The sequence below is a fragment of the uncultured Gulosibacter sp. genome, assembly GCF_963509965.1.
GTDB lineage: Bacteria > Actinomycetota > Actinomycetes > Actinomycetales > Microbacteriaceae > Gulosibacter.
Genome location: NZ_CAUPDE010000003.1, coordinates 1 through 20536, shown reverse-complemented (window position 1 = coordinate 20536; position 20536 = coordinate 1). Strand labels below are relative to the sequence as shown.

19 protein-coding genes, 2 tRNA genes and 1 riboswitch are annotated in these 20536 nt (G+C 61.7%); of the genes, 14 read left to right on the top strand and 7 right to left on the bottom strand.

From position 1 onward, the window contains the following. Nucleotides 1-2 precede the first annotated feature (2 nt). Together treY and glgX are read right to left on the bottom strand one after the other, a co-directional pair. On the bottom strand, nt 3-2336 hold the full coding sequence (treY, locus tag RQ865_RS03290) for a malto-oligosyltrehalose synthase (protein ID WP_311477506.1): 2334 nt from the start codon (nt 2334-2336) through the stop codon (nt 3-5). Between the two features lie 42 nt (nt 2337-2378). Further along, complete coding sequence (glgX, locus tag RQ865_RS03285; RefSeq protein WP_311477504.1) at nt 2379-4616, bottom strand: glycogen debranching protein GlgX; 2238 nt, start codon at nt 4614-4616, stop codon at nt 2379-2381. Nucleotides 4617-4731: 115 nt separating this feature from the next. On the opposite strand from glgX, the gene RQ865_RS03280 reads away from it, so the two are divergent. Continuing rightward, nucleotides 4732-5328 carry a hypothetical protein gene (locus RQ865_RS03280; RefSeq protein WP_311477502.1) on the top strand — a complete coding sequence of 199 codons (597 nt, stop codon included), beginning with the start codon at nt 4732-4734 and terminating at the stop codon, nt 5326-5328. Here RQ865_RS03280 and RQ865_RS03275 read toward each other — a convergent pair. The 4 genes from RQ865_RS03275 to orn form a co-directional block, all read right to left on the bottom strand. Beyond that, the gene (locus RQ865_RS03275; RefSeq protein ID WP_311477500.1) at nt 5325-5645 is read right to left on the bottom strand and encodes a hypothetical protein; all 321 of its coding nucleotides are present in this window, start codon (nt 5643-5645) and stop codon (nt 5325-5327) included. The genes RQ865_RS03280 and RQ865_RS03275 overlap by 4 nt on opposite strands. 141 nt (nt 5646-5786) lie before the next feature. Continuing rightward, nucleotides 5787-6137, bottom strand: coding sequence for a metallopeptidase family protein (locus tag RQ865_RS03270; RefSeq protein ID WP_311477498.1), 351 nt, complete (start codon nt 6135-6137; stop codon nt 5787-5789). A gap of 42 nt (nt 6138-6179) precedes the next feature. Next, nucleotides 6180-6255 (bottom strand) — tRNA-His (locus RQ865_RS03265). A gap of 88 nt (nt 6256-6343) precedes the next feature. Then, a complete protein-coding gene (gene orn / locus RQ865_RS03260) occupies nt 6344-6976 on the bottom strand; it encodes an oligoribonuclease (protein WP_311477497.1) in 633 nt (210 codons plus the stop codon). Nucleotides 6977-7046: 70 nt separating this feature from the next. On the opposite strand from orn, the gene RQ865_RS03255 reads away from it, so the two are divergent. The 3 genes from RQ865_RS03255 (at nt 7047) to nadE (ending at nt 9473) form a co-directional block, all read left to right on the top strand. After that, nucleotides 7047-7119: transfer RNA gene (locus RQ865_RS03255), tRNA-Arg, on the top strand. A gap of 159 nt (nt 7120-7278) precedes the next feature. Further along, the gene (gene nhaA / locus RQ865_RS03250; protein ID WP_311477495.1) at nt 7279-8616 is read left to right on the top strand and encodes a Na+/H+ antiporter NhaA; all 1338 of its coding nucleotides are present in this window, start codon (nt 7279-7281) and stop codon (nt 8614-8616) included. 44 nt (nt 8617-8660) lie between these two features. Continuing rightward, nucleotides 8661-9473 (top strand): ammonia-dependent NAD(+) synthetase, encoded by an 813-nt coding sequence (nadE, locus tag RQ865_RS03245; protein WP_311477493.1) that lies wholly within the window; start codon nt 8661-8663, stop codon nt 9471-9473. 37 nt (nt 9474-9510) lie between these two features. Here the strand turns inward: nadE and RQ865_RS03240 are convergent, their stop codons facing one another. Then, nucleotides 9511-10374 carry an aminotransferase class IV gene (locus tag RQ865_RS03240; RefSeq protein WP_311477491.1) on the bottom strand — a complete coding sequence of 288 codons (864 nt, stop codon included), beginning with the start codon at nt 10372-10374 and terminating at the stop codon, nt 9511-9513. 24 nt (nt 10375-10398) lie between these two features. Here RQ865_RS03240 and msrA point away from each other — a divergent pair, with 24 nt between their 5' ends. The 10 genes from msrA (at nt 10399) to RQ865_RS03190 (ending at nt 20312) form a co-directional block, all read left to right on the top strand. Further along, complete coding sequence (msrA, locus tag RQ865_RS03235) at nt 10399-10923, top strand: peptide-methionine (S)-S-oxide reductase MsrA (RefSeq protein ID WP_311477490.1); 525 nt, start codon at nt 10399-10401, stop codon at nt 10921-10923. 185 nt (nt 10924-11108) lie between these two features. Next, a complete protein-coding gene (locus RQ865_RS03230; protein WP_311477489.1) occupies nt 11109-11582 on the top strand; it encodes a single-stranded DNA-binding protein in 474 nt (157 codons plus the stop codon). 127 nt (nt 11583-11709) lie between these two features. After that, a complete protein-coding gene (locus tag RQ865_RS03225; protein ID WP_311477488.1) occupies nt 11710-12192 on the top strand; it encodes a DUF6993 domain-containing protein in 483 nt (160 codons plus the stop codon). A gap of 58 nt (nt 12193-12250) precedes the next feature. After that, nucleotides 12251-13933 carry an energy-dependent translational throttle protein EttA gene (ettA, locus tag RQ865_RS03220; protein WP_311477487.1) on the top strand — a complete coding sequence of 561 codons (1683 nt, stop codon included), beginning with the start codon at nt 12251-12253 and terminating at the stop codon, nt 13931-13933. Further along, nucleotides 13933-14478, top strand: a complete 546-nt coding sequence (locus RQ865_RS03215; RefSeq protein ID WP_311477485.1) for a thioesterase family protein — start codon at nt 13933-13935, stop codon at nt 14476-14478. Before ettA ends, RQ865_RS03215 begins: the two co-directional genes overlap by 1 nt. Continuing rightward, nucleotides 14475-15146: a hypothetical protein gene (locus tag RQ865_RS03210; protein ID WP_311477483.1), complete on the top strand. Its 672-nt coding sequence runs from the start codon at nt 14475-14477 to the stop codon at nt 15144-15146. Before RQ865_RS03215 ends, RQ865_RS03210 begins: the two co-directional genes overlap by 4 nt. 243 nt (nt 15147-15389) lie before the next feature. Further along, nucleotides 15390-16736 carry an NADP-specific glutamate dehydrogenase gene (gdhA, locus tag RQ865_RS03205; protein ID WP_399521797.1) on the top strand — a complete coding sequence of 449 codons (1347 nt, stop codon included), beginning with the start codon at nt 15390-15392 and terminating at the stop codon, nt 16734-16736. A gap of 56 nt (nt 16737-16792) precedes the next feature. Further along, nucleotides 16793-16900: riboswitch (TPP riboswitch) on the top strand. 43 nt (nt 16901-16943) lie between these two features. After that, nucleotides 16944-17981, top strand: coding sequence for a thiamine ABC transporter substrate-binding protein (locus tag RQ865_RS03200; protein WP_311477480.1), 1038 nt, complete (start codon nt 16944-16946; stop codon nt 17979-17981). 4 nt (nt 17982-17985) lie between these two features. Next, complete coding sequence (locus tag RQ865_RS03195) at nt 17986-19638, top strand: iron ABC transporter permease (protein WP_311477478.1); 1653 nt, start codon at nt 17986-17988, stop codon at nt 19636-19638. Continuing rightward, nucleotides 19635-20312, top strand: a complete 678-nt coding sequence (locus RQ865_RS03190; protein ID WP_311477477.1) for an ABC transporter ATP-binding protein — start codon at nt 19635-19637, stop codon at nt 20310-20312. Before RQ865_RS03195 ends, RQ865_RS03190 begins: the two co-directional genes overlap by 4 nt. Nucleotides 20313-20536: the final 224 nt, after the last annotated feature.

Sequence of the window (20536 nt, the reverse complement as noted above, 5' to 3'; positions counted from 1 at the left end):
CGTTAAAACCGCACCAGGATCGCCACCGGCAGTTCGTCAAGCATGCTGGTAAGCAACGCCTGGCCACTGAACTCGCGGCCGGTGAGCTGATCCACCCAGCGACCCTCGGGAAGCGAAACGGCCGTGTCGTGCCAACCACCACCCTCGGCGAGGCCCACCGGGCGAATGGCGCCAACAAGCGCGACCCCGCCGCGATCAAACGCCACCGCGTGGTCTTGGGCCGCGCCGGCAACTGTCAGCGGCGTGTACTGCGTGAACCGTTCGGGCAGTTTGCGACGCAGCCGCAGCGCGGCGGTAACGATCATGAGCTTGGTGGCGCCGGTCTCATCGAGTGCCGGGCGGGCACCCTGCCCAATCGCATCGAGTGCCGCCTGGCGAGCCACCCAATCTACCGGGCGGCGATTGTCGGGGTCGACGAGCGAACGATCCCACAGCTCGGTGCCCTGATACACATCCGGCACCCCCGGCGACAGCAGCTGCACCGCCTTCATCACCAGTGAATTGCGGTAACCGTGCGGGGTGATTTCTTCGTGCAGTCGGGTAATAATGGCGCGGGCAGCCGGATGATCGAAGGCCGCATCCACCGCCGCGTGCACGGTGGCTTCGTATTCCTCATCTACCGCAGTCCAGGTGGTGACTTCAGCCGATTCGCGAGCCGCCTTAGTGGCGTAATCGTGCAACCGCTCGCGCGACGCCGGCCACGCACCCACAACGGCCTGCCAAATCAGGTTGGCGAAGGCGGGGTTTTCAATCGGTTGAATCTCAAGCAGCTCGTGCAGCGCCTCAGCCCAATCATCGGGCATTTCGCTGAGCACATCGATTCGCGCCCGAGTGTCTTCCGAGCGTTTGGTGTCGTGCGTGGTGAGGGTGGTTTGTGTGTGTGGCCAGCGCTCAAGCCGTGCCAGTTGGGCGGCGTGAAACTCGGCCACGGTAGTCGCCAAATAGTTTGGGTCGCCACCCACCTCGTTGAGCGAGGTGAGACGCGAGAACCGGTAAAACGCCCGATCTTCTACCGCTTTAGCCATGATCATGCCCGTGGTTTGCTGCCAACGCAGCGCGGCCGGATGCGCCGGGTCGCGCAACAGCTGCAGCAACCGTTCGATCTCACCTGCCAGATCCGCGCGCCAATCGGCGGCATTGCGCGCGGCCTGCTCGAGCAGGCCGCCACCGTGCGGCAGGTAGGTGCGGTAGACGCTGAAATTCGCAGCGATTTCGCTCAACGCATCCAGCGTCTGGGGGTTCGTGTCGCCTAGTTCACGGGCCACCCGGCGCAGCTCAGCCTGCAATGCATCATCGGCGACGGCACGCTTGCAATGGTGGACGAGCGTACCCCAATCATCAAGATCACGAGCCGACAGCGCTGCGGCTGCCTGTTCAAGATCTGCCACCCCGTCGGCATCCACAAAGAGCCGTTCGGTGGCCGCCAGCGCGTCATACCCGGTGGTGCCCTCACACGCCCAGTCGGGCAGATGCTCACCGGGTTCGAGAATCTTCTCGACGACCACATAGATGCCGCCGGTGCGCTCGCGCAGCTTCGCGAGGTATCCGGCCGGGTCACGTAGCCCGTCGGGGTGGTCGATGCGCAGCCCATCGACGAGCCCCTCGCTCACCCACGAGAGGATCTCGGCGTGCGCCGCATCCCACACCTCGTCACATTCGACGCGCAACCCGGCAAGCGTGGTGACCGTGAAAAACCGGCGGTAGTTGAGCGAGTGGTCGCCCAGCCGCCAGTGCACCAGCCGATAGTGCTGGTCGGCATGCGCGGCGCGGACATCCCCGGTGTTCGTTCGGGAAGCCAACGGAAACTCGAGATCCCAGTACCGCAGCACTCCGGCCTCGACATCGACGGTGACATGCTTGATGGGGTCGCCGGGCTGGTCGGGCATATCGTCATCTCCGACGATGGGGATGAGCAGCTTTCCGTCGCCAGCATCCCAATCAATGTCGAAAAACTCGGCGTAGGCCGATTCGCGGCCGTGCTGCAGCACATCCCACCACCAGGGATTTTCTCGCGGCACGCTGATTCCCATGTGGTTGGGCACGATATCGACCAGCACACCCAGGCCGAGTTCGTGCGCCGTCTCGCACAGCCGCACGAACTGTTCGCGGCCACCGCGGGCCTCGTCAACGCGGGTGGGGTCAACCACGTCGTAGCCGTGCTGCGAACCACTGGTGGATTGCAGCACGGGCGACAGATAGATCCAATCGGCACCGAGCTGGGCGAGATAGGGCAGCTGCGCGGTGGCCGCCGCGAAACCAAACTCGGGGGTCAGTTGAAGCCGATAGGTGCTTTTCGGCACGCGAGGGTTAACGGTCGATGATTGCGAATCCGACATGCTTGCTCGCTCCTTTGCGGTTTCGTGGTTGACGGTCGGCGGTTACTGGCCGGTGGGGTCTGACATCGATGCCTGCTCGTTGGCTTGCGTGATGATCGGAATTGCCTGCGTGGTGGTGGCAACCGAAGCCGCAACCGAGTGGTCGGGCTCGGGTTCGGGCTCACTGAACTCGCGCAGCACCACCAGCGAACGTGAAACGAGAGTGAGCGCATCACCGGGGTCGAGCGTTCCGAGCCTGGTTGCGTGACCGGCGGTGTCGATCACCGGTTCCCACTGAAAATTGAGATCGGCATTGGGGATGCGCGTTTCAACATCGTTTTCTGACGCATTGAAATAGATGATGAAGCTCTTGTCTCGGATGCGGCCGCCGCGCGCATCCCGCCCGGCAATCGCGTCGCCGTTGAGGAATAGGCCGACAGCGCGCACGAACGCTTCGTTCCAGGCCTCATCCGACATTTGGCTGCCGTCGGTTGACAGCCAGATCACATCCGGTAGCCCCTCACCCTCGCCGCGATTGGCGACGCGGCCGTTAAAGAAGTGGTGGCGACGGAAGGTTGGATGCTCGTGGCGCAGCGCCGCGAGTGCACGCGTGAACTCCATGAGTGGCTTATCGGCGTGTTCCCAATTGATCCACGACAGTTCGCTGTCTTGCGCGTAGGTGTTGTTGTTGCCCTGCTGGGTGCGGCCAAGTTCATCGCCGTGGCTGAGCATGGGGACGCCCTGCGAGAGCAGCAGCGTAGCGATGAAGTTGCGTTGCTGACGGGCGCGCAGCTCGTTGATTGCCGGGTCGTCAGTTTGGCCCTCGGCGCCACAGTTCCATGAGCGGTTGTGTGATTCACCGTCGCGGTTGTCTTCACCGTTGGCGCTGTTGTGCTTCTCGTTGTATGACACGAGGTCGCGCAGCGTGAACCCGTCGTGGGCGGTGACGAAGTTAATCGACGCCACCGGGCGGCGGCCCGACTTCTCATACAGGTCGGCAGAGCCGGTAACGCGGGTGGCGAATTCACCGAGGGTTGAGGGTTCGCCGCGCCAGAAGTCGCGCACGGTGTCACGGTATTTGCCGTTCCATTCGGTCCACAGCGGCGGGAAGTTTCCCACTTGGTAGCCGCCGGGGCCCACATCCCACGGCTCGGCGATGAGTTTCGCTTGCGAAACGATCGGGTCTTGCTGCACGAGGTCAAAGAACGACGAAAGCTTGTCGACATCGTGCAGTTCACGCGCGAGGGTTGAGGCGAGGTCGAAGCGGAAACCATCGACGTGCATCTCGGTGACCCAGTAGCGCAGCGAGTCCATGATCAGCTGCAGCGAGTGCGGGTGACGCATATTGAGCGAGTTGCCGGTGCCAGTGTAGTCGGTGTAGTAGCGGGCGTCGGGTTCGAGACGGTAGTAGGCGGCGTTGTCGATGCCGCGCCAGCTGAGGGTGGGGCCCAAGTGGTTACCTTCGGCTGTGTGGTTGTAGACCACGTCGAGGATGACCTCGATGCCGTTGGCGTGCAGGGTTTTCACCATGCTCTTGAACTCTTGCACCTGCTGGCCATTGTCACCGGTGGAGGAGTAGTCGCCGTGCGGGGCGAAAAAGTTGAGGGTGTTGTACCCCCAGTAGTTGCGCAGCCCTTTTTCGACGAGCGTTGAGTCGTGCACGAACTCGTGCACCGGCATGAGCTCGAGCGCGGTGACTCCGAGGCGCTTGAGGTGTTCGATTACTGCGGGGTGTGCCACACCGGCATAGGTGCCGCGCATCGATTCGGGAATGTCAGGGTGCAGCTGTGTGAGCCCCTTAACATGCGCCTCGTAGATAAGCGAGTCGGCGTAGGGGATGCGCGGGAGACGGTCACCGTCCCAGTCGAAAAATGGATTAATCACCACGCCCTTGGGCATGAATTTGGCTGAGTCTTCGTCGTTGCGCGAGTCGGGATCGCCGAAGTTATAAGAAAAAACCGCCTGGTTCCACTCGATATTGCCGGTGATTGCCTTGGCATAGGGGTCGAGCACCAGCTTGTTCGGATTGAATCGGTGACCGGTTGCGGGGTCGTAGGGGCCGTGAATCCGGTATCCGTAGAGCTGCCCGGGCTGCACCTGCGGTAGGTAGCAGTGCCACACGTAGGCATCCTGTTCGAACAGTCGAACCCGGGTTTCGGTGCCGTCCTGGTCAAACAAGCACAGCTCAACCTTTTCTGCCCCACCCGAGTAGATTGCGAAGTTGGTGCCGGTGCCATCGAATGTGGCACCCAGTGGGTAGGGTTGGCCGGGCCAACTGTGCGGAGCTTCGGTCTGCGACATGAACGCGGTTCCTTTCTTAGGCCCCTAACCTTAGAGCGCTGCCCTGACAGTATCGCTGAGCATCAACGACCGGCGGGTTGCTGGCTGGCAAGCAATTCGGGGTAGGTTCGCTGCTATGACCGCCGCACCCCGTGCATCCCGTCGCGCCTGTGGCCGCACGCTACTTATTGATGGCCGATCTGGTGCCGGTAAGACCGAGCTGGCTCGCACCCTAGCCCGTGAGTACGGTTGTGAGCTGGTGCATGTTGAGCATTTTTATCCCGGCTGGGAGGGGCTAGCTGTCGGGGCACGGTGGCTGGTGGATGCGGTGCTGGCGCCGCGGTCGCGTGGTGAGCGGGTGCGGCTGCGCGAGTGGGATTGGCACCGGGGCGGTTTTCACGATGGCGAGCTGCTTAATCCCGAAGCCGATCTCATTGTGGAGGGATGCGGGGCGATTACTCGCGCATCGGTGCCATATGCCGATATGTCGCTGTGGCTGGATGCATCCGAACCGTTGCGACGCGACCGTGCCCGCCAGCGTGACGGTTACGACGACTGGTGGGAACGGTGGCGCGCGCAGGAAGATGCCCTGTATGCGCTGGAGGGGTCGGCACAGCTGGCGGAGCTGACACTCGTCGTGCCGGTTGAACCGGGCGGCACCGATGCGGTGCACCGGCTGCTCGAGCAACGGGGATTTGCGGCACCGCCCGGTCGTGCGGGTGCCCAGAGCTAGTAGTTGCTGATGTCAACAATCGAAAACGCGGCGAACCCAACCGTCACGCTGATCAGAATCATGGCGAGGATCATGATGACGAACGCCACGAGCCCGAGGATGAGCGAGGCTCGAGCAAAGTTTTTCTTTGCCTTGGAGTTATCAGACCCGAAAGCCAGCACGAGCAGGTAGATGAACCCGATGAGCGGAAGGCCGGCAACAAAAAGTGTGAGAACCCAGCTGCCGAGTCCCTCGGGGTCTTCCGGCGGCTGTGCGTTGTAGCCATACGGTGGAACGGCCTGGTATGCGGGCTGATACTGCTGGTGGGGATACGACATCGAACACTCTTTCTGGTGTCAGAATCGGGTTTAGGTGACCAATTCGGTTACGGGCCAAATCTAGCGCGTAGGCGCCAGTGTGTGCTGAACCAGCGCCACCTAACTCTGAGTAGCAGGAACGGCGGAAAGTTCCCGGTCGGGTTAGGCCCAGTCGAGTTCGTGGAGCTGTTCGTCATCGATGCCGTAATAGTGCGCGATCTCGTGGACGAGAGTGATGTGCACCTCGTCTCGGAGCTCTTCGATGGTTTCGCAGATCGCCAGTAGCGGTTCTCGAAACAGGATGATGCGGTCGGGCAGTTCGCCGTAGCCGTATGCGCCGCGTTCGGTGAGGTCGAACCCCTCGTAGACCCCAAGCATGTCGAGCGACCCGTCGGGCGGGCGGTCTTCGATGAGAAACACCACATTGTCGAGGCCATCAACCACGCGGTCGGGTAGCGCATCGAGTTCGGCAGTGACAAGCTGTTCGAAATCTTCAGCGCTGAGCTCGATCATGTTGACTCCAGGCACGGGGCCGTGCGAACACAGAAGTAGTATTGGGGCGAACGACGGGTTTTGAACCCGCGACCTCCTGGACCACAACCAAGCGCTCTACCAACTGAGCTACGTCCGCCATGTTGCCTGCTCACGCGGCAACTTGGCCATGATAGCCCAATTCTCGGCACATATCGACCCGGCTGCGCGGCTGGTTGCGCGACAAGCTAATCGCGTTCGAGCAGCGGTGCGAACTCATCCGCAACCTGCTTGGAGGTTTCCTTCAATTCGGTGCTGCTGGGGCCGGGCTGGGGGATGCACATCGCTGCGCGGTAGTAGCGCAGCTCACGAATCGATTCGAGGATGTCGGCGGCGGCGCGGTGCCCGCCGTGTTTTTCGGGCGACTGGAAGTAGATGCGCGGGTACCAGCGGCGGGCGAGCTCTTTGAACGTTGACACGTCGATATTTCGGTAGTGCAGGAACTCATCCAGCTCGGGCATGTAGCGGGCGAGGAACATGCGGTCGGTGCCGATTGTGTTGCCGGCAAGTGGTGCCTGCTTGGCTGCGGGCACAAACCGCTTCACATAGTCGAGCACCTGCTGTTGCGCATCGGCCAGCGAAATGCCGTGCGGGATTTCTTCGGACAGCCCCGAGGTGCGGTGCATTTCGGTGACAAAATCGTTCATATGGCCGAGGGCCGCCTGTGATGGCTTAATGACCACGCTGAGCCCCTCGGTATCGAGCACATTGAGTTCGAAGTCGGTGACGAATACCGCAACCTCAACCAGCTCGTCGATTTGCGGGTCGAGCCCGGTCATTTCGCAGTCAATCCACACCAGCCGGTCATTCGCATTGCTCATGCATCCAATGGTAGCCACCGCCAAAGTGCATCCTCACGGTGTTGCTGGTGCCGGTACGCTGGAAGCATTCGCCTCCATAGCTCAATGGATAGAGCAACGGCCTTCTAATCCGTAGGTTGCAGGTTCGAGTCCTGCTGGGGGCGCTGTCAGTGGCGGTGCTGGGGTAAACGCGCCGGGTGTGGCGGTCGCAAGCCTCCAGCCGTTAAGGTGATTCGCGGTGAGCCGGGAAGTCTGGTCGGCGCATTCATCGGCGTGACTGCCGGAATGGATGGCATTGTTCGCGAAACGCTCTGAGGATCTCGATGACCAACGCACCCGCCTCCCAAACCGATACGGCCCGGCAAGAAGAAACCGCTTTTGCGCCCTCCTCGCCGAGCGAGCTGCAGCGTATCGCGCAGATCGTCAGCAAAGAAACCATCGGTGGTGGGCTGCTCATCGTGGCCGCTGTGATCGCGATTGTGCTGGCCAACAGTCCGCTTTCGGGATGGTATGAGGGGCTTCGCGACACCAAGGCCGGTTTTCAGTTTGGCGACTGGTCGTTCGAGATGACGGTGGGGCACTGGGCCGCCGACGGGCTGCTTGCCGTGTTTTTCTTTTTGGCGGGCCTCGAACTCAAACGCGAATTTATCGAGGGCGACCTGCGCAAACCCAGCCGTGCCGTAGTGCCAATCGCGGCGGCCGCCGGCGGTGTGATTGTGCCCGCCCTCATCTACATTCTCTTCGCCGGTAACGATCCGCAATTAGCGCATGGCTGGGCAATTCCCACCGCCACCGATATCGCCTTCGCCGTGGCAGTGCTTGCGGTTGTCGGTTCGAAACTGCCGCTCGCGCTGCGCACCTTCTTGCTCACCCTCGCCGTTGTCGACGACCTCATCGCGATCGTCATCATCGCGATCGCCTACACTTCGGCGCTATCACTCGGCCACCTCTTGGCGGCGCTCGTACCGCTTGCGGGCTACTGGTTGCTCGCGCACTACGGCCGCAACCTCTTCCGGAAAGACAAGGGCGCGGCCTGGTTCCTGCTGCTGCCGCTGGGCATCATCGTGTGGACGCTGTTCTACCTGTCGGGCATCCACGCCACCATCGCTGGTGTGCTGCTGGGCTTCTCGGTGCCGGTGCGCCCGGCCAGGGGTGAAACCGGCGATGAAATGAGCCTCGCCGAAACTTTCGAACACCGCTTCCGTCCGCTTTCAGCCGGTATTTGTGTGCCCCTGTTCGCGTTTTTTTCGGCCGGGGTTTCGTTTGCCGGGATGGACTTCGCCGCCCTCACTTCGCCGCTGGTGCTGGGCATCGCGCTTGGTCTCATCGTCGGTAAGCCCATCGGTATCACGCTGGCGGTTTTCCTCACCACGCGCGTGCGGCGCATCAACCTCGACCCGGCCATTAAGTGGCTCGATGTCGTGGCGGTGTCGATGATCGCGGGTATCGGGTTCACGGTTTCGCTGCTCATTTCAGAACTTGCTTTCCCGATCGGCGTCCCCGAACACGAACTGTCGAAGTCGGCAATTTTGATCGCTTCCACGTTCGCTGCTATTTGCGGCGGTATCTTCCTCTGGCTCCGCGGCCGTGCCCATGAACGATCGGCAGCCGCGCAAACCGCCGCCGAAAAGGCCACGAAAGATCAGCAAGCCTCGCAGTAGTGGTTCTCGACGAACCGGTCAGCCGAACATGACAGAATCCGGCTATGCGTCCCCTACAGCAAGAGATCATTTCCGCGCTCGCGGTGCAGGCAACTATTGATCCGGCCGATGAGGTTGAGCGTCGCGTCGAGTTCTTGGTCGACTATCTCGAAAAAACCGGTGCGCGTGGGTTCGTGCTCGGAATCTCGGGCGGACAAGACTCGACGCTGGCGGGAAGGCTGGCACAGCTTGCGGTTGAGCGGGTGCGCACCCATGGCGGGGATGCACGCTTTGTGGCGATGCGGCTGCCTCACGGTACACAAATTGATGAGGCGGATGCGCAGCTGGCGCTCCAATTCATCCAGCCCGATGAAACAGTGACGGTCAACATTAAGGCCGCTGTCGACGGGCTGAGTGAGGCCTTCGCGCCAGTGCAGCTGAACGACTTTAACCGCGGCAATATCAAGGCCCGCATTCGCATGGTGGCGCAATTTGCGCTCGGTGGTGAACACGGGCTGCTGGTGGTCGGAAGTGATCACGCGGCTGAGGCCGTCACCGGGTTCTTCACGAAGTTTGGTGATGGTGCGGCGGATGTGATGCCACTGAGCGGACTGACAAAACAGCAGGGCCGCGAACTGCTGCAGCACCTCGGTGCGGATGCACGGCTCTACGAAAAAGTGCCCACGGCCGACCTGCTTGATGGTGTGCCCGGCCGGCCGGATGAAACCGAGCTCGGGCTCAGCTACCGCGATATCGACACCTATCTCACCGGTGGTGAAGTCGCCGACGAGATCGCCGCAAAAATCGAGGGCTACTATCTGCGCACTCGACACAAGCGGCAGCTACCGGTGACCCCCACGGACCAGTGGTGGCGCTAGCGGCAAGCCGGGCTGCCGCAGCCTGCCGATCGGCGAACTAGCCGCGGCCCGGTACTTCGAGCAGCTGCGCGAGCCGGTCGTGCAGCGGCGAGATCGGGAACGGCTTGCCATCGAGTTCAATAATCGGTGCCAGGATGCGGCCGGTAGAAACCAGCCAGCCGCCCCGAGCCCGGTCAAGGTCGGCGAGGTTGAGCACATCGAATCGGGCGGTGAGGCCGGCGGGTGGCGCGCCGTCGATCATGGCCTGAATGGTGAGCGAGCGAAGCAGCCCATCTTGTGTGGGGGTAACCAGCTCGCCGTCGATGTCGAGCACGAGCGAAGAGGTCGGCCCTTCGAGCAATCGGCCACTGGGCGACACGAACAGCGCATCATCGGCACCGTGGGCCGCCGCCCAGCGCTTTGCTGCCATATTGATGCCGTAAGACAGGCTCTTGGCACCCGGCAGCAGCCAGGGCAGCTCGCTCGTTTCTTCGGCCTCAATTCCGCGGTCGAGCACCAGCACTCGTACGCCCTCGCGTTCTTGCACCACCCGCTTGCTGATTGCCGAGATCATCGCCCAGGCGCTCGGCTGGCGAGTTTCAGGGCTCTCAGTTTCCGGTCCGCGAGTGAGCACCATGCGCAGTGTCGTTTCGGGAGCTGCATCCCAATCCCAGGCGTCGGTGAGCGCAGCGACCGCGCGGCGGTACCCGGCCGCATCCGGTTCTGGTAGTGACAGGATGCGGGCCGAGTTGGCGAGCCGCTCGAGGTTCGCATCCAGGTTGGCGAACCTGCCGGCGTAACCGTGCGCAACATCAAAAACTCCGTCACCGCGCACGATGCCGAGGTCATCGGGGCGCACCAACAAGCTGGTGACATCGTGCAGCGAACCGTCGAGAAGAGCTACCAATGGATCAGGTGTCATGTAAATGAGCGTACTCTTGCGCGCATGACTACGACATTTGTTCTCGCCGGTGGCTGCTTCTGGTGCCTCGATGCCGTCTACCGCAATGTTCGCGGCGTGACCGCCATCACTGCCGGCTACATTGGCGGCACGGTTTCCGAGCCGAGTTACGAGCAGGTATGCACAGGCACCACCGGCCACGCTGAAGCCATCAAGATCGAGTTTGACGAGGCAACCATCCCCGCCGATATCGTGCTCGACATCTTCTTCACCCTGCACGATCCCCGACAGCTCAACCGGCAGGGCGCAGATATCGGCACCCAGTACCGCTCGGCAATGTTCCCGGCCGATGCGAAGCAGCGCGAACAATTTGCCGCCGCCATCGACCGCGCCAACAACATGTGGGGTGGTGGCGTGGTCACCGCGATCGAGGACGCCACCGAGTTCTGGCCGGCTGAAGATTACCATCAAGACTTTTTCGCGAAGAACCCCGGTAATGGATATTGCAATGCCGTCGCGGTGCCCAAAGTGCGCAAAGTGCGTGCCGGGTTTGCCGACTGGATGGGGTAGCTGCCCGCTGTGGCACCGCGAAACCGGCCAGGCTGTTGATAGCCGGTTATCCACAGCGACCCCCTGACTGTCAATCTGAGCGAGAGTGATCGCGAGAGACTGCGGGCGCGGTCGGTGAGCTACGTAACCTTCGACACGGCACGGGCTCGCCGGCCGCCTCAATACACAACACGATTGGAGCCTGCATGTCAGATCAGATCACGGTGGTCGGAGTTATCGGCACCGACCCAGAACACAAGCACAGCGATAGTGGTGATCTCACCATCACCACCTTTCGACTCGCCTCCTCGCGGCGTCGGCGCAACGAAGAGGGGAAGTGGGAAGACCTGCACACCAACTGGTACACCGTCACCTGCTTCCGTAACCTTGCCACCAACGTCAAAGCGAGCCTCGCTAAAGGGCACCGGGTGATGGTGCAGGGGAGGCTGCAGATTCGCGAATTTCAGCGCGATGACAACAGCAACGGCAAACACATCGATATTCTCGCGAACCACATCGGCCCCGATCTTTCGTTTGCCACCGCCACTGTCAGTAGCAGCGCGCGGCAGCGTGAAGAGGCAGACACTCACACTGCCGATTCAGCGAGCGAAAACCAACCCGTGTTCGTCGGCGCCGGTAGTCAGGCGGCTGCGTCGACGTATGAGGGTAAACCGTTCTAGTAAGTACCGTTCGAGTCAGTGGGGTGTAGCAGTCCCGAGCGTTACTGCTCGGGACTGCTTCGCTGTGAGTGAAAGCTGAGTGGTCGATGGCGATCTCGCGGGATTCGCCACGTAGAATGCCAACTCGATGAGTCGCTTCAAGAATTTTCCGCGCTTAGTGCTGTTGCCGACGTCAGCGCTCCTGGTAGTGAGCGCGTTGTTGGTTGGTTGCACCGGCGACCGCGATGCTGGCCCGGTTAATGCCACCACTGCGGCCGAAGCCACGCCCACCAAAGCTCCCGAGTTTGTGCCTGATGGCGGGGCCGAGGCAAACCACGCCTATTTTGATGCGACACTCAAGCAACTGCTCGAGAAGAAGCCGGGTGCAGGATCGAAAGATCTGGTCAACACTCTCGTTGAAGCCGGCTTCGACAAGTCAAAAATGGAAGTGACCAGCGACACCACTCCGATCGGTCTCGACACCACGTTCGTGATCGTGTCGGTGCACATGCCCGACAATATGTGCCTTTTGGGTGAGCGTGGCCCCGACGGCAGCTATGCATCGCTGGTCACCAAACCGATCAGCAGCGGCAAGTGTCAGCTTGCCAAGTCGATCGATATTGACTGGTAGCCCCAGCCGTGCAGCTACTTGACCACAACCGATAACCGCAATTCATAGACTGGACAACATGGCCGAGTACATCTATCAAATGGTTCGAGCCCGCAAAAAGGTGGGCGACAAGCTGATTCTCGACGACGTGACAATGTCGTTCTTCCCCGGCGCCAAGATCGGTATGGTCGGCCCGAACGGTGCCGGTAAATCGACCATCCTCAAGATCATGGCCGGTCTCGACGAGCCGTCGAACGGTGAGGCAAAGCTCACCCCGGGCTTCAGCGTCGGCATCCTGTTGCAGGAACCGCCGCTGGACGAGTCGAAGACCGTTCGCGAGAACGTCGAGGAGGGCGTGGCCGACATCAAGGGCAAGCTCGACCGCTTCAACCAGATCTCCGAAGAGATGGCCCAGCCCGACGCTGACTTCGACGCGCTCATGGAAGAAATGGGCACACTGCAGACCGAGATCGACCAGCTCGACGCCTGGGACCTTGACTCGCAGCTTGAACAAGCGATGGATGCGCTGCGCTGCCCGCCCGCTGACGAACCCGTGACGAACCTTTCGGGTGGTGAGCGTCGTCGCGTGGCACTGTGCAAGCTTTTGCTTGAAAAGCCGGATCTGCTGCTGCTCGACGAACCCACGAACCACCTCGACGCCGAGAGTGTGCTGTGGCTTGAGCAGCACTTGCAGAAGTACCCCGGTGCCGTCATTGCGATCACCCACGACCGGTACTTCCTCGACCACGTTGCCCAGTGGATTGCTGAGGTCGACCGCGGTCGTCTCTATCCCTACGAGGGTAACTACTCGACGTACCTCGAGAAGAAGAAAGAACGCTTGCAGATCCAGGGCAAGAAAGACGCGAAGCTCGCAAAACGTCTTGCCGAAGAACTCGAGTGGGTGCGCTCGAACACCAGGGGCCGTCAGGCCAAGTCGAAAGCCCGTCTGGCTCGCTACGAAGAGATGGCAGCTGAGGCCGAGCGCACTCGGAAGCTCGACTTTGAAGAGATTCAGATTCCGCCGGGGCCGCGCCTGGGAAATATTGTGCTCGAAGCCACCGACCTCAAAAAGAGCTTCGGTGACCGCGTGCTGTTCGACAACCTCAGTTTCTCGCTGCCGCGAAACGGCATCGTCGGCATCATCGGCCCAAACGGTGTTGGTAAGTCAACGCTGTTCAAGACCATCGTTGGTATTGAGCCGCTCGACTCGGGTGAGTTGAAGATTGGCGAGACAGTCAAGCTCTCGTATGTCGACCAGAACCGCGCCGGTATTGACCCTGAAAAGTCGGTCTGGGAGGTTGTGAGCGATGGCCTCGACTTCATCCAGGTGGGCCAGGTAGAAATTCCCTCGCGCGCGTATGTGTCGTCGTTCGGGTTCAAGGGCCCCGATCAGCAGAAGAAGTCGGGTGTGCTGTCGGGTGGTGAGCGCAACCGTCTAAACCTCGCGCTCACGCTCAAACAGGGCGGTAACCTGCTGCTGCTTGACGAGCCCACAAACGACCTCGACGTTGAAACGCTGTCGAGTCTTGAGAACGCGCTGCTCGAGTTCCCCGGCTGTGCTGTGGTGATCACCCACGACCGGTGGTTCCTCGACCGCGTGGCCACGCACATCCTCGCCTATGAGGGCACCGACGAGAACCCGTCGAACTGGTACTGGTTTGAGGGCAATTTCGAGGGCTACGAGGCGAACAAGATTGAGCGCCTCGGCCCCGAAGCAGCGAAGCCGTCGCGAGTCACCTACCGAAAGCTCACCCGCGACTAATGCTGGAGACATTCGAAAGCGGCCACGTGGACGGCGAACGCCGATTCCACGTGGCCGTGCCAGTTCGGTGGCGCGACCTGGATGCATACGGTCACGTCAATAACGCCACGCTGTTCACGCTGCTTGAAGAAGCACGTATTGCAGCGTTTTGGAAACCACAGCCTGGCGCTAAGACGAACCGCCCGATGGGCATCGTGGATGCTGGTAACGGTGGCGACACCCTCACCCTGATTGCCGGGCATGCAATTGATTATCGGGCGCCCATCCCGCACTATCCCGAACCATTGGATGTGCAGATCTGGGTGAGCCAGCTCGGTGCGGCATCGGCCGAGATCGCCTATGAGGTGTGGAGCCCGGTTGCGCATGGGCCGCGCATCCTGCACACTGTGGCCCGCTCATCGATCGTGTTTATCGATGCCGAAACCCAGCGCCCGCGCCGTCTCAACGAGGCCGAGCGCTCAGCCTGGCAACCGTTCAGGGGAGAGCCGCCGAAGTTGCGTGTTGATCGGGGCGGCCGCTCCGGTGGCGAAGCAGCCGTCAAATGAGCGCCCGTATTCGTTTTCATGACCCGCGCGTGCGGGATGATCTTGCCACCTATTTTGGGCGGGCAGGGCGCATCGAAGACGGGGCGGTGCTGGTTGAGCAGATCGGTTCGGCGGTGGCGTTTTGGGTGCCGGTGCTGCGCTCCGGAAGCATTCTCGACCGCTCACCGCTCATCATCGGTGTACGTGCTATTGCCGCTGAGGTGCTGGACGCCGCGGTCGGTGACTGTAGTTCGGGTCGGTTTGAAGCGGTGGTGCCGCTGCGCGGATTTCTTGATCGGCTCGCTCGCGAGGCGTCGGGGGATGCGGCACTGGAGCTTTCGATTCCGCCCGAGCGACGGTTGGAGTCGTGGACGGGGCGCCGCCCGCCACTGCGTGGCTGGACACTCGCTGGTGAACTGGATGGTGCGCAGGTGATTGCCGCAGCCGAAGCCGGAATCGCCGCAGTAGCAGCCAGCGACGACCAGGAGGCGGGACGCACCGATACTTGGACGCGCGCGCTTCCCGAAAGCTGTGGGGTGCTGGCCTGCGACACGAGGCCGCCGGCAGGTGTGGCTTTTGCCGGGCATGCGCTCGGGTTTTGGCGCGCGGGCGAGCCCATTGCGGTGCACAGCACTGATGGCTGGTGGCGCCTCGCAAGCCGTGCCGGTCAGGTGTTGGCGCAGCGATGAGTAATTTGTCGTGCTACTCTTTCGGCGACCAATCTCAATGGCGAGTTGGGAATAAACTAATTTCATTCTTTAAATGTCATTAGTGCGCAGGGGTTGTACCCGATGCGGATGCCATTAGCCACGTGAATGGTTAATGGCATTCGTTTATTGCTGCTGGTTCAGGCAAAAATGATGCCGTTGCAATTGACCTATCCGCGTTACAGTGCAACGCAAACCGACTTAGCGAGGAGTGGAATGGCGCAGATCGATTCGACAATCGAGGCGCTCAAACAAGAGGTATTCGAGCGCAACCTCAATGAGCCCGAGTTCCACCAGGCCGTCGCTGAGGTGCTCGACTCGCTCGGGCCGGTGCTCGAACAGCACCCGGAATATCTCGACCAAGACATCATCAACCGATTGTGCGAACCCGAGCGTCAGATCATCTTCCGCGTGCCGTGGCGTGATGAGCGCGGGCAGGTGCACATCAACCGCGGATACCGGGTTGAGTTCAACTCAGCACTAGGGCCCTACAAGGGAGGGCTGCGTTTTCACCCGTCGGTGAACCTCGGCATCGTCAAATTTCTTGGCTTTGAACAGATCTTTAAGAACGCGCTCACCGGGCTACCCAACGGCGGCGGTAAAGGCGGCGCAAACTTCGATCCCCGTGGCCGCAGCGACGCTGAAATCATGGCGTTTTGCCAGTCATTCATGACCGAGCTCTACCGACACATCGGGGTCTACACCGACGTGCCCGCGGGTGATATTGGTGTGGGGACCCGCGAGATTGGCTACTTATTTGGCCAGTACAAGCGAATCACCAACCGATTTGAAGCGGGAACCTTCACCGGTAAAGGGCTCAGTTGGGGCGGTTCACTCGTGCGCACCGAGGCTACCGGCTACGGCACGATCTACTTCGCTCGCGAACAGCTCGCCACAATGGGTGAAACTCTCGACGGCAAACGCGTTTCGGTTTCTGGCGCGGGTAATGTCGCCCTCTACGCCATCGAAAAGGCACAGGCGCTCGGCGCCAAGGTGGTGACCGCATCCGACTCATCGGGATGCATTCACGACCCCGACGGCATCGATCTCGACCTGCTCAAACAGGTGAAAGAAATTGAGCGTGGCCGCATCCTTGACTATGCCGACCGACGCGGGGCGCGGGACGAGTTTCACTCGCGCATCGCGGATGTATGGAAAGTACCGGTGGATATCGCCCTGCCCTGCGCCACCGAGAACGAACTTGATGGGTCATCGGCACGCGCGCTGATCGATAACGGTGTGAAGGTGGTCGCCGAGGGCGCGAATATGCCGTGCACTGCTGAAGCGGCACAGTTGCTGCGGGCAACAACCGGGGTGCTGTTCGGCCCCGCCAAAGCGGTGAACTCGGGTGGTGTTGCCACCTCTGCGCTCGAGATGCAGCAGAACGCGTCCCGCGATAGCTGGGACTTTGCCTACACCGAGTCGCGGCTCGAAGAAATCATGGTGTCGGTGCACGAGCGAGTACGCGAAACCGCCAGCCGCTACGGCGACCCGAACGACTATGTGCTCGGCTCGAATATCGCCGGGTTCACCAAGGTGGTTGACGCCATGATCGCCCAGGGGCTCGTTTGAACCACCGCCGTCGTCGCAGCTAACAAGCAGCGCCGCGACAGAATCTATTAACATCAAAGGCACGACAGGGGAGCGCCACCGGGGCGCTGAGAGTGCGGTACGGGCCGCTGACCCTCGAACCTGAACCGGTTAGCACCGGCGGAGGAAGTCGAGCTTTACCTCTCCTCGCATCTCGATGCGAGCCCTCCATGCACAGTGGAGGTACATATGCGTCGTCAAATCCGATTCATCACGGCCGCTGCCACAGTCGCGCTCGCGCTCAGCGGTTGCAGCATCAACGTTTCGCCAAACAGCGAAGCAACCGGTACCGATGGCACCGGCAGCACTGTCACCATCCTGACGCACGACTCGTTCCAGATCACCGAAGAACAGATTGCCGATTTCGAAACGAAAACCGGCTACAAACTGGTAACCACCGCCCCCGGAGACGCCGGCTTCGTGGTGAACCAGCTGCTGCTGGGCAAGGATGCACCGACTGTTGACGGAGTGTTTGGCATCGACAACTTCTCGGCAACCACCATCGCTGACGCCGACGTGTTGAGCGACTATCAACCGGCCGGGTTGCCCGAAAGTGCCGCCGACTACGCGGTAGGAGATGCCCTCATCCCGATCGACCACGGTCAGGTGTGCATCAACATCGACCGTGACTGGTTCGCCGAACACGGTGTCGACGAGCCCACGAGCCTCGACCAACTCACCGACCCCGAATACGCGAAGCTGCTGGTGATCACCGACCCGAGCTCTTCATCACCCGGTCTCGCATTCCTCGCCGGAGTTGTGACCAAATACGGCGATGGCTGGCAGGATTACATCTCGAACCTGCTTGAGGGTGGCACCCGCGTGGCAGCCGGCTGGTCGGATGCGTACTACAGCGACTTTTCGGGGTCAGAAGGCAAGGGCGATTACCCGCTGGTGCTGAGCTACGCCTCATCGCCGGCCGCCGAGGACGGCAAGACCAGCAACCTCGAGGCGAGCTGCGTCGACCAGATCGAGTACGCCGGTGTGGTTGCCGACGCGAAAAACCCCGAGGGTGCGCAAGCATTCATCGACTACCTGCTCAGTGACGACTATCAGGCCACTATCCCCGAGCAGATGTACATGTACCCGGTCAGCGACCAGGTGGCGCTGCCCGAACAGTGGGCAAAGCACGCCCAGCCGTCGAGCACCCCGATCGAAGTAGACCCCGCCCGGGTTGCTGCCGAGCGCGAGAGCTGGCTGAACGATTTCGCGAAGCTGAGCGAATAGCGAAATGAAGCGCCGCGACGGGCTGTGGCCCCTGTGGCTGGCGGCCGGCCTCATTCCGGCAGCACTGCTTGCGGTGCTGTTTGTGTGGCCGGTCGCCGCCATGTTCGCCCGCGGCCTCAGCGACGGGGACGGGATTGATTTGTCGGTGGCGGGCGCCGTGCTCACCGACGGGCGCACCTGGCGTATCGTCGCGCAAACGCTGGGAATGGCGGCGGCCGCGACCATCGGCTGCGTGCTGCTGGGAGTGCCGGGCGCCTGGGCACTGTATCGGGTGCGGTTCCGCGGTCAAACCGCCCTGCGCATGGCCGCAACGATGCCGTTCGTGTTGCCCACTGTCGTGGTTGGTATGGCGTTTCGGTCGCTGGGGCTTGAGGGCAGCATCACCGCCGTCGTGCTGGCCATGATGTTCTTCAATTACGGTCTCGTGGTGCGCACAGTCGGCACGCTATGGCGAGGGCTCGACTATCGGGCTGCCGAGGCAGCCGCCACGCTCGGTGCCGGGCCGGCGCGGGTGTTCGTCACGGTAACGCTGCCGCAACTGATGCCCGCAATAGCTGCCGCGGCGAGTCTTGTGCTGCTGTTTTGTTCGACTGCCTTTGGCATCGTTCGCACCCTGGGTACACCCGGTGTTGGCACTCTCGAAACCGAGATCTATCGCCGGGCTATGGCGGTGGATCTTCGCACAGCGGCGGTGCTGTCGTGTCTGCAATTGGTGATCGTGGCGCTAACGGTCACCGCCTCAAATGCGCTTACTCGCCGCAACCAACAGCCGCTGCGACAGCAGCAGCCGCGATTGCGGCCACTCACCGCCCGCACCTTACCCGCGGTGATTGTCACGGTCGTGGTGATCACCGGATTGATCACGCTGCCGCTTTTCAGCCTGTTTCGCGGCGCGTTCACGGTCGGCGGCGAACTGAGCATCGCAAACTTCACCAAACTCGCCACTTCGGGAGACGGCTTCGGTGGCGGGGTGACAGTGCTCGCTGCGCTCAACAACTCGCTGCGCATCGCCACGGATGCGACGGTGCTATCGCTGATCATCGGGGTTCCGTTGGCACTGCTGCTCTCGCGCCCCAACGCCTCCCGACTCACCCGGTTGCTTGATGCCGCCATCATGCTCCCGTTGGGAGTTTCGGCGGTGACGGTGGGATTCGGCATGGTGGTGTCGATCCAGGTTGCCTGGCCGGCATTGGCTGTTTCGGGTGCGCTTGTGCCTGCGGCCCAGGCGGTGATTGCGGTTCCTATTGTGGTGCGCCTGCTGGTGCCGGCACTGCGGGCCGTCGATCACCGACAGCGTGAAGCAGCGGCGGTGCTCGGTGCATCGCCGCTGCGGGTATTGATGACCATTGATGGAGCCGTACTCGCGCGCATGCTGGGGCCGGCGGCCGGGTTTGCTTACGCGCTTTCGCTCGGCGAGTTTGGTGCCACCGCTTTTTTGGCGCGCCCAGAATCACCCACTCTGCCGGTGATGATCGTGCGGCTGCTGAGCCGTCCAGGTGAGTTCAATTACGGGATGGCCATGGCTGGTGCGGTGGTGCTGGCGCTATTGACCGGAGTGATTCTGCTGCTGAGCGATCAATTGCGGCCGCGGCAGCTTCCTGGGGCACGTGGCGCGGTGAGCGCGCCAAATCAGATTCGGAAAGCGAGCACAGTATGACCGGTTCATCAAATACGTTGCCAGCGCTCCAGCTTGCAGCGGTCACGGTGGGGTACGAGCCGGGGCAGCCGGTGGTTGCCGACGCTAACTTCGAACTGCAGGCGGGTGAAATTGTGGTGCTGCTCGGTGCCAGTGGATGCGGTAAGTCGACGCTGCTGCGAGCGATTGCCGGTCTCGAACCGGTGCAGTCGGGACGCATCCTGATGTCGGGCGAAGACGTAACTGATGTGCCCACTCATCGCCGTGGTTGCGGCATGGTTTTTCAGGATGCGCAACTGTTCGCGAATCGTTCGGTGGCGCGCAATATCGCGTATGGCCTAGAGGTGCAGCGGGTGCCCGAGTGTGAACGACGTAGACGCGTGACAGAGCTACTTGAGCTGGTGGGGCTGCCGCAAGTGGGCGAGCGACAGGTGTCACAGCTGTCGGGGGGTCAGGCCCAGCGAGTGGCGCTGGCTCGGGCGCTGGCGCCGCGCCCGCGGATCATGCTGCTTGACGAACCTTTCTCGGCACTTGACCGCGCACTGCGCGAGCGGCTTTCGGTAGAGGTGCGTGACATTCTGCGCGGCCAGGGCACTGCCGCGGTGCACGTCACCCACGACTGGGAAGAAGCCCGCACAGTGGGTGACCGCATCGTTGAGATTCGTGACCGCGTTTTGCACCCGCAAACCGCCTAAACAAGCTCGACACGCCCGGGAAATGGCTGCAAGTTGCATAACGGGTCGGAAGTGCGTAAATTAATCCTTTGTCGCCACGAGATGCCGAGCGCCACAGAGCGCGAGGGTCACGAAACCGGATTCTACCGGTAGGCGACCAGAACTACCACTCCCGGTGAAGCTGATGCAGTTGTTGTGTTGGTGGTGTTGGGGTGTGTTTGGTCCTTGAGAACTCAACAGCGTGC